Source organism: Pseudahrensia aquimaris, from assembly GCF_042676045.1.
Taxonomy (GTDB): Bacteria; Pseudomonadota; Alphaproteobacteria; order Rhizobiales; family Rhizobiaceae; genus Pseudahrensia; species Pseudahrensia aquimaris.
The window spans coordinates 257,703-271,084 of record NZ_JBHTJV010000009.1 but is presented as its reverse complement, the minus strand read 5'-3'; the positions used below and the strand labels follow the sequence as shown (position 1 = coordinate 271,084).

Sequence of the window (13,382 nt, the reverse complement as noted above, 5' to 3'; positions counted from 1 at the left end):
GTTTGCCGGATCGGCAAATCAAACAAAACTCAAGCAATGCAGTGCGTTATTGAGCGCTGCGTGGGAGGCCCACATGACCGCACCATATTTTCTGAAGTCCAATTATCAACTCAACTTCAACGTCGATGACACCATCCAGTTTGGTGGTGGTTCGATCCAATTATCGAACAACAACATACTGGTCTACTGGACCGATTATGACGATGTGCAGACAGCGACATCGCCAGGCACGGACATCGTCGCAATCATACTCGATCCGCTTGGCAATCCCCTGACTGCCAACTTTCAACTCAACCAACACTATAAGGCTGACCACGAGTTCGGCGCCGAACTGGCGGCCTTTCACGACACCGGCTTCGTTTCTGTGTTCACCGACTATGACGAGGACGACCAGTCCTTGCGTGTCAGGTTGGAGACCTACACCAACGACGGCACCCAAGCGATCAACAAGGCCATCGGCACGGGCAGCAACGCGCAGGTCAACATCAACGGCAACGCTCAGGCACTGGTCACGTGGTCGGGTGATGGTGGCGTGAAGGGCCGCGTCTTCACGCGCTTCGACAATTCGCTGGGCGACGAGTTCGAGATCAATTCCCTTCAGGATTCAACAACAACGGTGCGCGCTTGGGATACGACCACGCTCTCCGATGGGACGTTCCTGACGGCAGCGTTCTTCGATCCCGATACCTACGTTCTTGGCAACAACGCCATGGAATTCATTATCCAGAACCCGGACGGGACGCAGTCATCGGAGAAACTGCACTACATTAGCGACGCTCCGCCCAATTGGGCGAGCATTTACAACGTCCACCTGACAGGCCTGGACGATGGCGGCTACGCCATGATCTTCACCGAGACCTACAATGCGCTGCAAACGCTGCACTACGTGTCGTTCACCGCTTCGGGCAACGTTCAACAGCAGGGCACGCTGTGGGAAAACCGAGGCCTTTCAAACAGTGGCAGCCATTTCGACATCGAGGCGACGGCGGATGGCGGCTTTCTCGTCTCATGGAGCGAGCGGGCTAATGACGTCCAGAAGGTGAAGAAATTCGCCGACAACGGTGCGCCGGAAACCAACGGCGAACTCACAATCGCCAACAGCGACGGCACCACCCATCTGCTGCAATTGTCTGACGGCCGGATTTTCTCGACCTCAAGCCAGGACCGGAACGGTGATGCCGAGATTTTCGGGAGCATTATCGAAACCCGAAGTGGCATCGACATTCGCTCAAAAGCGACCGAGGGCGACGATTTTCTCGTCGGCAACGGGTTCTCCAACACCTTCTATGGCAATGGTGGCAACGACGTTATGCACGGCATGCAGGGCAATGATTTCCTGTTTGGTCGCACCGGAAATGACGAAATCTACGGTGGCGAAGGCGACGACCGCATCGACGGCAACGAAGGTGTCGACCGCCTTTACGGCGATCTCGGTGACGACATTCTCAACGGCAACGACGACGCGGATTCCCTTTATGGCGGAAGGGGCAATGACACGCTGGATGGAGGCCAGGGCAACGATTATCTCGACGGCGGGCTGGGCACCGATTTCATCAATGGCGGGATGGGGTATGACGTGTTTCAGCTGCCCGACTACCCGAGCGTCCTCTCCGGGTTCGTCAGCGAAATGGACTTCTCCACGAATACCTACACTTTCGGTTACGGACCGAACAATCTGAACGTGGAAACCGTTCTCAATGTTGAAGCAGCAATCGGGGGAAACCGGAATGACACGATCCGCGGCGGCGGCAATGCTGATTTCCTCCATGGCGGGGACGGCAACGACCGGCTGATCGGCTCAACCAACGTGGAATCGATCTACGGCGGAGACGGCAACGATATCATCAGCGGCGGTGGCGGTCTTGACATCCTCGGCGGGGGCGAAGGCATCGACACGCTGGACTATTCGGACATCCAGCCTTCGCCGGGCGTGCTTTTGAGCGGCTACTACGAAATCTCGCTCGCCGGAGATCAGACGGCGGAATTCGTCGCCTTCCGGGTCGGAACATACACGGTCGACGAGATATCGGAATTCGAGAACCTCATCGGAACGGGCTTCGCAGATATTCTGATCGGCAGTGACGACGGCAATACGATCCGTGGTGGCGGCGGCGACGACACCATTCGCGGCGGCTTGGGTTTCACCGATATCCTGTACGGCGAGGACGGCCAAGACACGATCTATGGCGAAGGTGGCCCGGACCAGATTATTGGCGGTGGGGACAACGACCGCCTCTTCGGCGGCGAAGATAACGACTTTCTTGCCGGGGGGTATGGTGACGACCTGCTCGACGGGGGAACCGGCGCGGACCTTTTGGCAGGCGGTTGGGGCAACGACGACTATATCATTGACGACGAAGGTGACGAAATCCTCGAAGACGTCGGCCGCGGTTACGACGAGGTTTTCACCAACCTCGCCAGCTATACGCTGAGCGACAACCTCGAACGCCTCAACTTCACCGACACGGGCAACCATGTCGGCAAAGGCAATGCGCTCGACAACCGCTTCGCGGGCAACGCGGGCAATGACCGCTTTGTGCTGGACGAGGGCGGTGCCGACATCTTCTCCGGCGGAAACGGGTTCGACACGTTCGACGCCCGCGATGGACTGCTCGGCATCCGCATTGATCTTAGCGAAACCTATCAAACCGGGACGGGTGACGCGCAGGGCGACTTTTTCGCGTCGATAGAACAGTTCTGGGGCTCAAACACAGCTTCCGACGAAATGACCGGCGCGTCCGGGCGTACAAAATTCTACGGCTTCGGCGGTTCGGATAATCTCTCAGGCGGCAGCAGCGTCGATTTTCTGAACGGCGGAACAGGCGATGACGAGCTGGAAGGCCATGCCGGACGCGATACACTTCAGGGCGAACGGGGCGACGACCTGTTGGTAGGCGGCGCGGACCGAGACCTGTTCCTGTTCGTCCGCTCCGACTTCGGAAATGACACCATTTTCGACTACGAAGATGGTCTGGACCGGCTCAAGGTCTGGGGCGGCAACGACCCGTCCAACGGTGTTGCCGATGAACTTTCCGATTTCACGATTACCGGCAACGGCTCCGCTTCGGTCCTGTTGACACTCAATGACGGCACTGGAGACAATTCGATCCTGCTGAACAGCGATAACGGTCAAAATATCACCATCGATGCCAGTGACTTCCTGTTTTATTGAGATGCTGACCAGCTTGTTGGCCCGACAGCATCACGTCTTCTCGCACTGCCTGTGCAGTTGAAGATACAAGCCGGGTTACGCTTTGCAATGATTGTCGCTCAGTTTAGCCGCTGAGATGTTTGGGCATCGAATAAGTGAATGTTTTCCGGCGCTACGGATAACTTGAGCGTCTTGCCCTGCTCCGTGTCGCGATGGATGCCGTTGAGATTCGCTGTCAGCGCTGTTGTTGAGCCAGCCAACCGACCATGCAGCAAGGTATTGGCACCCAGAGGTTCGGTGAACACCACGTCCAGCGCGATCTTGCCACGCGGGTTGATTTCCAAATGCTCGGGCCGGATGCCGAGCTTGACCGGGCCTTCGTGTTTGACCTTGCCGGGAAGCGTAACACCGTTTTCCAGCAAGACTTTCCCGCCCGTCACCGTCGCATCAACGATGTTCATGGCGGGGCTGCCGATGAACTGGGCTGCGAACAGGGTTTGCGGACGCTCGTAAACTTCCAGCGGCGTGCCGACTTGCTCCGCGATGCCGGAATTCATCACAATCATCCGGTCGGCCATCGTCATGGCTTCCACCTGATCGTGGGTCACGTAAAGCGCAGTGACGCCGAGCTTTGATTGCAATTCCTTGATTTCCAGCCGCATCTGAACGCGCAATTTCGCGTCAAGGTTCGACAGCGGCTCATCGAACAAAAACACCGCCGGTTCGCGCACGATGGCGCGGCCCATGGCGACTCGCTGGCGCTGGCCGCCGGAGAGTTGTTTGGGGCGGCGGTCGAGATAGTCTTCCAGTTGCAACAGCCGCGCAGCTTCGGCGACCTTTGTGTCGATTTCGGATTGGGAAAGGCCCGCGATTTTCAAGCTGTAGGCCATGTTCTGGCGCACGCTCATATGCGGATAAAGCGCGTAATTCTGGAACACCATCGCGATGTCGCGTTCCATGGGTTCCATCTCGTTGACGCGGGCGCCGTTGATCGCAACCTCGCCCTCGCTCACGCTTTCCAAGCCCGCCACCATGCGGAGCAAAGTGGATTTTCCGCAGCCGGAGGGACCGACGATGACGATGAATTCGCCATCGTTAATATCGACGCTGACGCCATGAATCACTTCGGTCTTGCCGAAGCGCTTTTTCACGTCCCTGAGTTCGACCGTTGCCATGTCCCTGCCCCCTACTTTTCGCTGTCCACGAGGCCGCGGACGAACAATTTCTGCATCGAGACCACGACGATCACCGGCGGGATCATTGCCAGAATTGACGTCGCCATAATCACCGGCCAGTCAGCCGTGTCGTCGCCGGATGGGAACATCTGTTTGATGCCCATGACCACGGTGTTCATGTCCGGCTCGGTGGTGATGAGCAGCGGCCACAGATATTGGTTCCAACCGTAGATAAACAAAATGACGAACAGCGCTGCGATGTTGGTGCGGCTCATGGGGATAATGATATCGACGAAAAAGCGCATCGGACTTGCGCCATCCACACGCGCGGCTTCCGCCAGTTCGTCAGGGATTGTCATGAAAAATTGGCGGAAGAGGAAGGTCGCCGTGGCCGAAGCGATGAGCGGGAAGATCAGACCTGAATAGGAATTCAACATGCCGAAACCGGCAACAACTTCATAAGTCGGCACAATGCGCACTTCGACGGGCAGCATGAGCGTTATGAAGATCATCCAGAAAAACAATGTGCGGCCGGGAAAGCGGAAATAGACAACCGCAAAGGCTGAAAGCAGAGAGATGATGATTTTACCAATCGCGATACCCATCGCCATGACGAACGAATTGAACAACATTGTTGAGACGGGAACATTGACGCCAGAGAAAAGGGCGCGGCTGTAGTTTTCCCAAAAGTGATCCCCCGGCAGAAGCGGCATCGGGGGGCTTACGATTTCCGGCTGCGTGACCGTAGACGCCACAAAGGCAAGCCATATGGGAAAGAACACGACCAGCACACCCAAGATCATCAGCGCATGGGTGAGCCATAGCGCCGAACCACGTTTTTCCACCATGCCGGGGGCGGGTTCCTTGAGTGCCGCGTCGCTCAATAGTGAACCCTCTTCTCAACGAATTTGAACTGGAGAATGGTGAGCAGACCCACGACGAAGAGCAGGATAACCGATTGCGCCGCGGACGAGCCAAGATCTTGACCGACGAAACCGTCTGAGAAGACCTTATAGACAAGAATCGTCGTCGCTTGTTGCGGGCCTCCTGCGGTGATCGTGTGGATGACGCCAAACGTCTCGAAGAAGGCGTAGACGATGTTCACGACAAGCAGAAAGAATGTGGTCGGCGACAGCAGCGGCAAGACGATGGTGAAAAACCGCTTCCAGAAATGTGCACCATCGATGGCTGCCGCCTCGATGACCGAACGCGGCACGGCTTGCAACGCGGCAAAGAAAAACAGGAAATTGTAGCTGATGCGGCCCCAAGCGGAGGCGACAACCACGAGTCCCATCGCTTCGGCTTCATTGAGCACATGGTTCCAGTCATAACCCAATTGGCCGAGATACCATGAAACGACGCCGACGCGTGTGTTGAACATGAACAGCCACAAAACGCCCGCGACAGCAGGCGCGACGGCATAAGGCCAGATCAGCAGAGTGCGGTAAGTACCAGCGCCCTTGATCAGACGGTCTGCCATGACGGCGAGAAACAGCGCCGGAACCATGGAAACGATGGTTACGAGGGTGGAAAAAATCGCGGTGGTGACGAAAGACGCGCGGTAGAAGCGGTCGGTCAGCAGAAATTCGAAATTTCCAAGACCCACAAATTGGGTGGACAGACCAAACGGGTCCGGAATGAAGAGCGATTGCCAAATGGCCTGCCCTGCGGGGTAGAAAAAGAAGACGGCGGAGATGAACACTTGCGGAAAGACAAGCGCTAGCGGCAGCAACCAGCCGTTGAATGTCACCCGTTTTTCCATGCCAGACGCCCCCGATTCAAACGTCGAATGGGTCGGAGGCGGGCGAACCCGCCCCCGGCCCTAGATCAGACGAGCGACCTAGCGGTTGGCTTGCTCGAAGCGGCGCAACAGCTTGTCGCCACGCTCTTTCGCGCTGTCGAGAGCGGCTTGTGCTGTCTTGTCACCGGACCAGACGGCTTCCAGCTCTTCATCGATGATGCCACGGATTTGGTCGAAGGAACCAAGACGCAAGCCCTTTGAATTGGCCGTCGGTTCTTTCGCCGTCATCTGGATCACGGCAATGTCGGTGCCGGGATTGGCTTCGTAGAAACCGTCAGCCTTGGTTTTCTCGCCAGCGGCAGACGTGATCGGCAGATAGCCGGTGTCCTGGTGCCACTTGGCTTGAATATCCGTCGAGGACAGGAAGTTCAGGAAGTCTGCAACCGCCTTGTATTCTTCCGCCTCGTGACCCTGCATCACCCAGAGCGAAGCACCGCCAATGATGGTGTTTTGTGGTGCGCCTTCAGTGCCTTCCCAATAGGGCAGCGGGCGCACGGCGAAATCGAATTTCGCTTCCGCCTTGATACCCGCATAACCGGCAGAGCTCTCGGTGAACAGCGCACATTCGCCAGCGCGGAAGTTTGCACCGCCTTCGTTGCGACGACCAGCGTAGATGAACTTGCCGTCTTTTGCCCAGTCGCCCATCGCTTGAATGTGGGTGACTTGAAGTGGGCTGTTAAGCGCTAGTTCGGTGTCCACACCAGCAAAGCCGTTATCCTTCGTGGCAAACGGAACGTTGTGATAGGCGGAGAGGTTTTCCAGGTGAATCCAGCTCTGCCAAGCGGTCGTCATCGGGCATTCGATGCCTGCTGCTTTCACTTTGGTCAGAACTTCATCGACCTTCTGCCATGTGGAAAGGTCAACTTCAGGATCAACACCGGCTTTTGTCAGCAGGTCTTTGTTGACCCAAAGCACCGGTGTTGAAGAGTTGAACGGCAGCGACAGCATCTGGCCTTCTGGCGTGGTGTAATAGCCTTTGACCGACCCGATATAGGCGTCGGGGTCAAAAGTCGCGCCCGATTCAGCCATCACTTCGTAGACCGGCTTGATGGCACCCTTGGCCGACATCATCGTGGCAGTGCCGACCTCAAACACCATCAAAAGGTGCGGTTGTTCGCCGGCGCGGAAAGCCGCGATGCCTGCGTTCAGTGTTTCGGAATAATTGCCTTTGTGCGCAGCCACGACCGTATGCTCGCTCTGGCTTTTGTTGAACGTCTCAACCTGTTCGGCGACAAGATCGCCAAGACGCCCTGTAAATGCGTGCCAGAACTGGATTTCAGCGGCGCTGGCTGCGCTGCCGAGAACGGCGGATGCGGCAACGCTGGCCGCGAGAAGTGTTTTGCGAAATTTCATTTGTTGTTCCTCCAATTGCTGAACGTGGGACGGGGACCGTTTGCCCACGAAAGCTGTTCCTATGGTCGGACTGCAAAACTTTTGTGTCAAACTGCTTTTGTATCGCAGACCACAGGAATCCATATTTTACCCCTGCCTTTCTCACCGGGATGAAACGCTCTACGCTGCTTTACGGCCGATTGGATGGAGCGATGGCATGACCAAGACAGATCTTTCGACGGATTACCTTATCGTTGGCAGCGGCGCAGTGGGCATGGCCTTTGCCGATTCGCTGCTGACCGACAGCGACGCAGACATGATTATCGTGGACCGGTTCCAAAAGCCCGGCGGGCATTGGAACCTCGCGTATCCTTTTGTGACCCTGCATCAGCCTTCGGCCTTCTATGGCGTATCATCGACAGAATTGAGCAACGGCAAATTGGATGAAGTGGGATTGAACAAAGGGCTTGGCTCACTGGCCAGCGGCGCGGAGGTAAATGCTTATTTCGATCGGGTCATGCAGGAGCGGTTTTTACCCTCGGGCCGCGTGCGATATTTTCCAATGAGTGATTATCGCGGCGACGGCACTTTTGCCTCGCTGCTGACAGGTGAAGAACGCAAAGTCTCTGCAAAGAAGTTCGTTGACGCGACTTATCTAAAAACCACCATCCCCGCCACCCACACGCCAAGCTTCAGCGTCGAAAGCGGTGTGCGCTTCATGCCGCTGAACGATTTGCCGACGATCAGCGACAGGCCAGACGGGTTCGTCGTGATCGGCGGGGGCAAAACGGGCATGGATGCCTGTATCTGGCTGTTGGAAAACGGCGTCGACCCCGATGCGATCACGTGGATTATCTCGCGCGACGGGTGGATGCTGGACCGCCAGAACACGCAGGCTGGCATTGAATTTTTCCACCATACGATGGAAGCGCAAGCCCGGCAGTTTGAAGCAATCGCGGCGGCTGACAGTGTTGAAGATCTGTTCGACAGGCTTGAGGAGGCTGGTGTTTTGTTGCGGCTCGACAAGAACGTTCGGCCCAGCATGTTCCACGGGGCGACGATCTCGCAGGCGGAACTGGCGCAGCTTCGGCGCATCACGAATGTCGTGCGCAAGGGGCGGGTGAGCCATATCGGCCTCAATGAAATCACGCTGGCCTATGGCTCCATCGCCACCACACCCAACACAGTGCACGTGGATTGTTCCGCCAGCGCCATCAGCAATCTTGCTACCAAGCCGATCTTTCAAGGCGATACGATCACGCCACAGACCGTTCGATCCTACCAGCCGGTGTTCAGCGCCGCGCTGATTGCCCATGTGGAAGCCACCCGCGAGACGGAAGCCGAGAAAAACCGCCTTTGCGGGGTGGTGCCCCTGCCAAACCACGACACGGACTGGATACGCATGATGATCCCTTTCATGATGAACCAATACAATTGGAGCATGGACCCGGACATGAAGGCGTGGCTGCGCTCCAACCGTCTAGACGGGTTCAGCGCGATGGTGAGCGGCATTGCCGAGGACGATCACGAAAAACGTGCCGTCATCCAGCGCATGAAAGACAATTCCATGCCAGCAATGGCCAAGCTTCAGCAATTTGTCAGCACGTTGGAAAAGTCCGATACCTGCTGCCCAACGGGGTGATTTCACATGACACAGTTTCAGGTTCGCAAGAGCGCCATTTCAGACGCACGGTTGGTAGAGGACACGCCAGCCGATCTTCCAAATGGCAGCGTTCGTGTGCGGGTGGAGAAGTTTGGACTGTCGGCCAACAACATCACCTATGCGGTAGCGGGCGATACGCTGGGATATTGGCAATTCTTCCAGCCTGCGGACGATGCGGCGGGTGAATGGGGCATTTTTCCCGTTTGGGGATTTGGTGAAGTTGTTGAGTCACAAGCTGAAGGCATGGCTGTTGGTGAGCGCTTGTTTGGCTATTTCCCGCCTGCTGACAGCATCGTTATGCACGTGTCTGGACTCGCAGACAGCCACTTTTTCGATGGTTCCGAGCATCGGCTCAAACTGCCAAAAGGTTATAACATCTATCAGCGCCTTAGTGCCGAGCCGGGATACAATTCTGCACACGATGATCTGCGAATGCTGTTCTTCCCACTCTACCTCACGTCCTTTGCGATTTGGGATCAGCTGAAAGAGAACGACTGGTACGGGGCGGAACAGGTCATCGTGGTGAGCGCTTCGAGCAAGACCAGCATCGGCCTCGCCTATGCCTTGGCGCAGGACGACGACGCGCCGGCCTGCGTCGGCGTTACCTCAGCTGGCAATCTCGAATTCACGAAGTCGATTGGCGTCTATGACGAAGTGACAACCTATGACGCGATGGAAGACGCCATCGCCAAGCGCCCGAGCGCTATCGTCGATATGTCAGGCAATGCAGATGTGCTGGGTCGGTTGCACACCCATCTGGGCGAAGCGATGCTTCGCACGCTTGATGTGGGGCTGACCCATTGGGAAGGCGCGCGAAAGAACGAGGCGATCATCCGCGACAGGCGGGAATTCTTCTTCGCGCCCGCGCACGTTCAGAAACGCATGGAAGATTGGGGGCCGGCAGAATTCAGCAAACGGTCCAATACCTTTATTATGGAAACGGCCGCCAAAAGCATGGCTTGGCTGGAATTGGATCATCTGGACGGGCTGGAAGCAATGAAAGGCATCTACAACGACGTGGTGGACGGCAAGGCACCGCCGCAAAAAGGCTTGTTGATCCGCCTTTAGATTTCTGCTTCGGGCCGAGGTTTCGGCAGAGTGCGTTTTGGCGTGCCGTTTGCAAGGTTGAAGCGACGAAGTTCGTCAGGCGTGAAGACATAGAGCTGCGCCGGCGGCGTTGCCATAGCCTTCACCCATACCTGCAAGTCCACCTCCATATCGACCAACAATTGCTGCGCGATGCTGGAGACCGTTTGGGCCTCGCTCATGCCACGCTGCAAGGTGCCGGTAGCGTTTGGCAGGGCATAGACCTGATGGACGCCGATGAAAGAGCCTTCGCCTGCGCTGCGATAAAGGCCGCCCGCTAGAACCAACGGGCAGGACGACGCGCAATAAGCGTGGGCGGGAATGACGGTGGATATACCCTCTTCGCGGATAGTGCGAGACATGGCCAGCGCGTCAGAAACCGAACCGCCCGGCGAATGCAGATGCACTTCGCCAATCGCGCTGCGGCCTGCCTCATCGCGGTATTTTTCAATGAACTTCTGCAACCGTGCAGCGGCCCCGGCGTCGATGCGGCCTAACGCGCTTGCTTTGCCGTCAGGGCCAAGGTGGAACGTCATGCCTTCGGAGAGCACCGTGCCGTCCGTTGGTCCGGTATAGCCCGGCAAAGAGGGCGCACGGCGTGATGGGCCGATGGGCATTGTGCGGGGAAGATAGGGCCGCGTCTGATCGCCCGGTTGCGGCAATTGCATCGGAGCGGGCTCCAGCCGCTGCGAGCCTGGAATGCCGTCGGGCGTCTCGGCCAGCATTTGCGAAAAGTCTTGGCCCACAGTCCCGACCGTTAGACCCAACATGCCCAGAAAGACATAACGCAACGCGCTGCCATCGTTGAATGATCGGATAAGCGCCGTCAGCGGGCGTTTGAGCGTCTCGCGGGCCATAGGCTAAGGTGTTTTGCCAGAAAGCGGGGTGACATTTGAGGGCTCTGCCCGCGGTTGCGGCTCTGGCTCTGGTTCGGGCTCTGGCGGTGGAACTGTCTCATCCTTTTCAATCGCATTCATCTGCTTGTAGAGACGCACAGCCCGCATCATTTCATGGGCGGTAACGTCGTTTGCATCGGTCTCCAACCCTTCTTCCTGACGGATCGCCGCTTGCACAATGCAGAGGATGAAAATCATCACTGCCGGCAAAAGGTCAATGGAGATCGCGCCTGCCCATGATGGCATGAAATCTCCCGCATAGCGCAGCACAGCTTCCGGCGATGACAGCGGCGTAAAGCGGACGGGCTCCACAGCCGGGCGGGACAATATTTGTTCTGCCGCCGCTGCTAAAACGGTGCTTTGAGATTTCACGGCCTGTTCGACGCGGTCCACCACCGCGTTTTGACGGCTGGCGAGGTCTGCTGTGCCGCCATCGGCTTCCGGCGCAATGAAAGAACGGCCCAGATCTTCCGCAGCCCGTTTTACAGCGGGTGCGATGGATGATTGCTGTAACGAAGCAATTGTTCCCGAAAGGGCAACCGCTTCTTCCGCGAAGGCATTGGCACGGGCATCCACCGGCCCTGCTTGCGACACAAGCTTGCGCATGGCGGCCAGACGCTCACCACCCTCGGTGAAGAGTTCCTTGGTGGGCACGCGTGATTCGATAATTTCGCTTTGAAGGCCGGTCAATTGGTTCGACATTTGCGAAAGAAGCTGCACCACAGTGCCGCTGCCCGAAGTGCCTGTCAGAGCGCCAGTAGCGGCCTCTTCTTGCGCCAGTCTTGAGAAACGCTGAGAAGCGAGTGCAATATCAGGCAGCAGGCTTTGCGCAGCCAGCGCGTTGTCGTGCGCCTGTTCAAGCTTGCGCTGGTATTCTTCGGTCGTGTTGGCCAGATGCTGTTCCAGCGCGGCCCCACCGGCCAGAGCGGCGGCGTTCAACCACGAAGACATGGCAACGATCATCGCCGAGCCAAGCACCATGGCGAGATAGAGGTAGCGGCGTCCGTGGCCCGTTTTCACGTGCGGCATGAACCGCATGAGGTAGGACCAGAAGCCAAATATGCCGACCGACACGGCGATGGAATAAATCACGGCTCCGAGGAAAACGACCGTGGGCGAACCGTTCAGCAATTCGCGCACGCCTAGATAGGTGTAGACGCCCGATGCCAAGGCGAGGATAGCCAACACCGCGCCCGTCATGGTTTCCAGCCCGACTTGGGCCTTGCGCAAATCTCGCGCCATTATACTGCTCCCGTACCAGATACGTTTCGAGATGACTTATCGTGGCGTCATGGCGGGATAAGGGCAAGAGTGGTTGTGCACCTCAGCGGTCGGGAAGCGGGATGAACTCGTCGTTGTCATCCGGTGGCAATTGAAAACGGCCGTGTTCCCAATCGCCCTGTCGCCACGCTTCTTTGGCGGCTTCGATCTTTTCCTTCGATGAAGCAACGAAATTCCACCAGATATGGCGCGATTCCGAGAGCGTTTCTCCGCCCAGCAACATAAGCCGCGCACCCGTTTCACCGGCTGTAACTGTGATCTTGTCGCCGGGGCGGAACACCATCATCTGCCCCGCTTCAAACACATCGCCAGCGACGGTGATCGACCCTTGAGTGATGTAGATACCTCTGTCCTCATGGTCGTCCGGCAGCGGCAGGCTGGCACCCGCTTGCAACACCGCATCGGCGTAGAACATTTCCGAGAATGTCTTTGTTGGAGCGCGTTCTCCATAAGCGTTGCCGATGATGAGGCGCACGCTTTTGCCTTCGCTTTCAAGGAACGGCAGCGCCGCTTCCTTGTGATGTTCAAAGCCTGCCGGTTTGTCTTCATCCTTGGCGGGCATGGCCACCCATGTCTGGATGCCGAACAGGCTGGATCCGCTCGCGCGGGTCTCCTCGCTGGTGCGTTCGGAATGGGTGACGCCGTTGCCCGCAATCATCCAGTTGACCTCACCGGGATAGATCATCTGGTTCGTGCCGAGCGAATCCCGGTGTTGAAATTCGCCCTTGTAGAGATACGTCACCGTCGCCAGCCCGATATGGGGATGCGGGCGCACGTCAATGCCTTCGTTGGTGAGAAATTCTGCCGGGCCCATTTGATCGAAAAAGATGAAGGGGCCAACCATTTGCCGTTTAGCCGAAGGAAGCGCCCGGCGAACCTCAAAACCGCCCAAATCGCGGGCGCGCGGAATGATCAGCGTTTCGATGGAATCGATGCTGGCTTCATCCACGCAATTGGGGTCGATGGCGGGGTTCCAACTCATGTCTCTATCCTCGTT

General features: G+C 57.3%; 10 protein-coding genes. 3 read left to right on the top strand and 7 right to left on the bottom strand.

The features are described from left to right. Positions 1 to 73: 73 nt before the first annotated feature. Positions 74 to 3,172, top strand: coding sequence for a calcium-binding protein (locus tag ACFQ14_RS10095; RefSeq protein WP_377212607.1), 3,099 nt, complete (start codon positions 74 to 76; stop codon positions 3,170 to 3,172). Positions 3,173 to 3,270: 98 nt separating this feature from the next. On the opposite strand, the gene ACFQ14_RS10090 is transcribed toward ACFQ14_RS10095, so the two are convergent. The 4 genes from ACFQ14_RS10090 to ugpB form a co-directional block, all read right to left on the bottom strand. Further along, positions 3,271 to 4,326 (bottom strand): ABC transporter ATP-binding protein, encoded by a 1,056-nt coding sequence (locus tag ACFQ14_RS10090; protein ID WP_377212606.1) that lies wholly within the window; start codon positions 4,324 to 4,326, stop codon positions 3,271 to 3,273. Between the two features lie 11 nt (positions 4,327 to 4,337). Next, on the bottom strand, positions 4,338 to 5,174 hold the full coding sequence (ugpE, locus tag ACFQ14_RS10085; protein WP_377212949.1) for a sn-glycerol-3-phosphate ABC transporter permease UgpE: 837 nt from the start codon (positions 5,172 to 5,174) through the stop codon (positions 4,338 to 4,340). A gap of 32 nt (positions 5,175 to 5,206) precedes the next feature. Continuing rightward, positions 5,207 to 6,088 carry a sn-glycerol-3-phosphate ABC transporter permease UgpA gene (gene ugpA / locus ACFQ14_RS10080; protein ID WP_377212605.1) on the bottom strand — a complete coding sequence of 294 codons (882 nt, stop codon included), beginning with the start codon at positions 6,086 to 6,088 and terminating at the stop codon, positions 5,207 to 5,209. A gap of 78 nt (positions 6,089 to 6,166) precedes the next feature. Then, a complete protein-coding gene (gene ugpB, locus ACFQ14_RS10075; protein ID WP_377212604.1) occupies positions 6,167 to 7,480 on the bottom strand; it encodes a sn-glycerol-3-phosphate ABC transporter substrate-binding protein UgpB in 1,314 nt (437 codons plus the stop codon). Between the two features lie 196 nt (positions 7,481 to 7,676). Between ugpB and ACFQ14_RS10070 the strand changes: the two genes are divergently transcribed. Next, on the top strand, positions 7,677 to 9,101 hold the full coding sequence (locus ACFQ14_RS10070) for a hypothetical protein (protein ID WP_377212603.1): 1,425 nt from the start codon (positions 7,677 to 7,679) through the stop codon (positions 9,099 to 9,101). Positions 9,102 to 9,107: 6 nt separating this feature from the next. Continuing rightward, the gene (locus ACFQ14_RS10065) at positions 9,108 to 10,190 is read left to right on the top strand and encodes a DUF2855 family protein (RefSeq protein ID WP_377212602.1); all 1,083 of its coding nucleotides are present in this window, start codon (positions 9,108 to 9,110) and stop codon (positions 10,188 to 10,190) included. Here the strand turns inward: ACFQ14_RS10065 and ACFQ14_RS10060 are convergent. From ACFQ14_RS10060 to ACFQ14_RS10050, 3 genes are all read right to left on the bottom strand, one after another. Beyond that, positions 10,187 to 11,065, bottom strand: coding sequence for a COG3904 family protein (locus ACFQ14_RS10060; protein ID WP_377212601.1), 879 nt, complete (start codon positions 11,063 to 11,065; stop codon positions 10,187 to 10,189). The two genes, ACFQ14_RS10065 and ACFQ14_RS10060, sit on opposite strands and share 4 nt — an antisense overlap. Positions 11,066 to 11,068: 3 nt before the next feature. Next, positions 11,069 to 12,346, bottom strand: coding sequence for a hypothetical protein (locus ACFQ14_RS10055; protein ID WP_377212600.1), 1,278 nt, complete (start codon positions 12,344 to 12,346; stop codon positions 11,069 to 11,071). A gap of 82 nt (positions 12,347 to 12,428) precedes the next feature. Continuing rightward, a complete protein-coding gene (locus ACFQ14_RS10050) occupies positions 12,429 to 13,367 on the bottom strand; it encodes a pirin family protein (protein WP_377212599.1) in 939 nt (312 codons plus the stop codon). Positions 13,368 to 13,382: the final 15 nt, after the last annotated feature.

Coding starts and splice junctions, on each gene's coding strand:
- ACFQ14_RS10050 (WP_377212599.1), bottom strand. CDS start 13,367: ATGAGTTGGAACCCCGCCATCGACCCCAATTGCGTGGATGAAGCCAGC.
- ACFQ14_RS10065 (WP_377212602.1), top strand. CDS start 9,108: ATGACACAGTTTCAGGTTCGCAAGAGCGCCATTTCAGACGCACGGTTG.
- ugpB (WP_377212604.1), bottom strand. CDS start 7,480: ATGAAATTTCGCAAAACACTTCTCGCGGCCAGCGTTGCCGCATCCGCC.
- ugpA (WP_377212605.1), bottom strand. CDS start 6,088: ATGGAAAAACGGGTGACATTCAACGGCTGGTTGCTGCCGCTAGCGCTT.
- ACFQ14_RS10090 (WP_377212606.1), bottom strand. CDS start 4,326: ATGGCAACGGTCGAACTCAGGGACGTGAAAAAGCGCTTCGGCAAGACC.
- ACFQ14_RS10070 (WP_377212603.1), top strand. CDS start 7,677: ATGACCAAGACAGATCTTTCGACGGATTACCTTATCGTTGGCAGCGGC.
- ACFQ14_RS10095 (WP_377212607.1), top strand. CDS start 74: ATGACCGCACCATATTTTCTGAAGTCCAATTATCAACTCAACTTCAAC.
- ACFQ14_RS10060 (WP_377212601.1), bottom strand. CDS start 11,065: ATGGCCCGCGAGACGCTCAAACGCCCGCTGACGGCGCTTATCCGATCA.
- ACFQ14_RS10055 (WP_377212600.1), bottom strand. CDS start 12,346: ATGGCGCGAGATTTGCGCAAGGCCCAAGTCGGGCTGGAAACCATGACG.
- ugpE (WP_377212949.1), bottom strand. CDS start 5,174: ATGGTGGAAAAACGTGGTTCGGCGCTATGGCTCACCCATGCGCTGATG.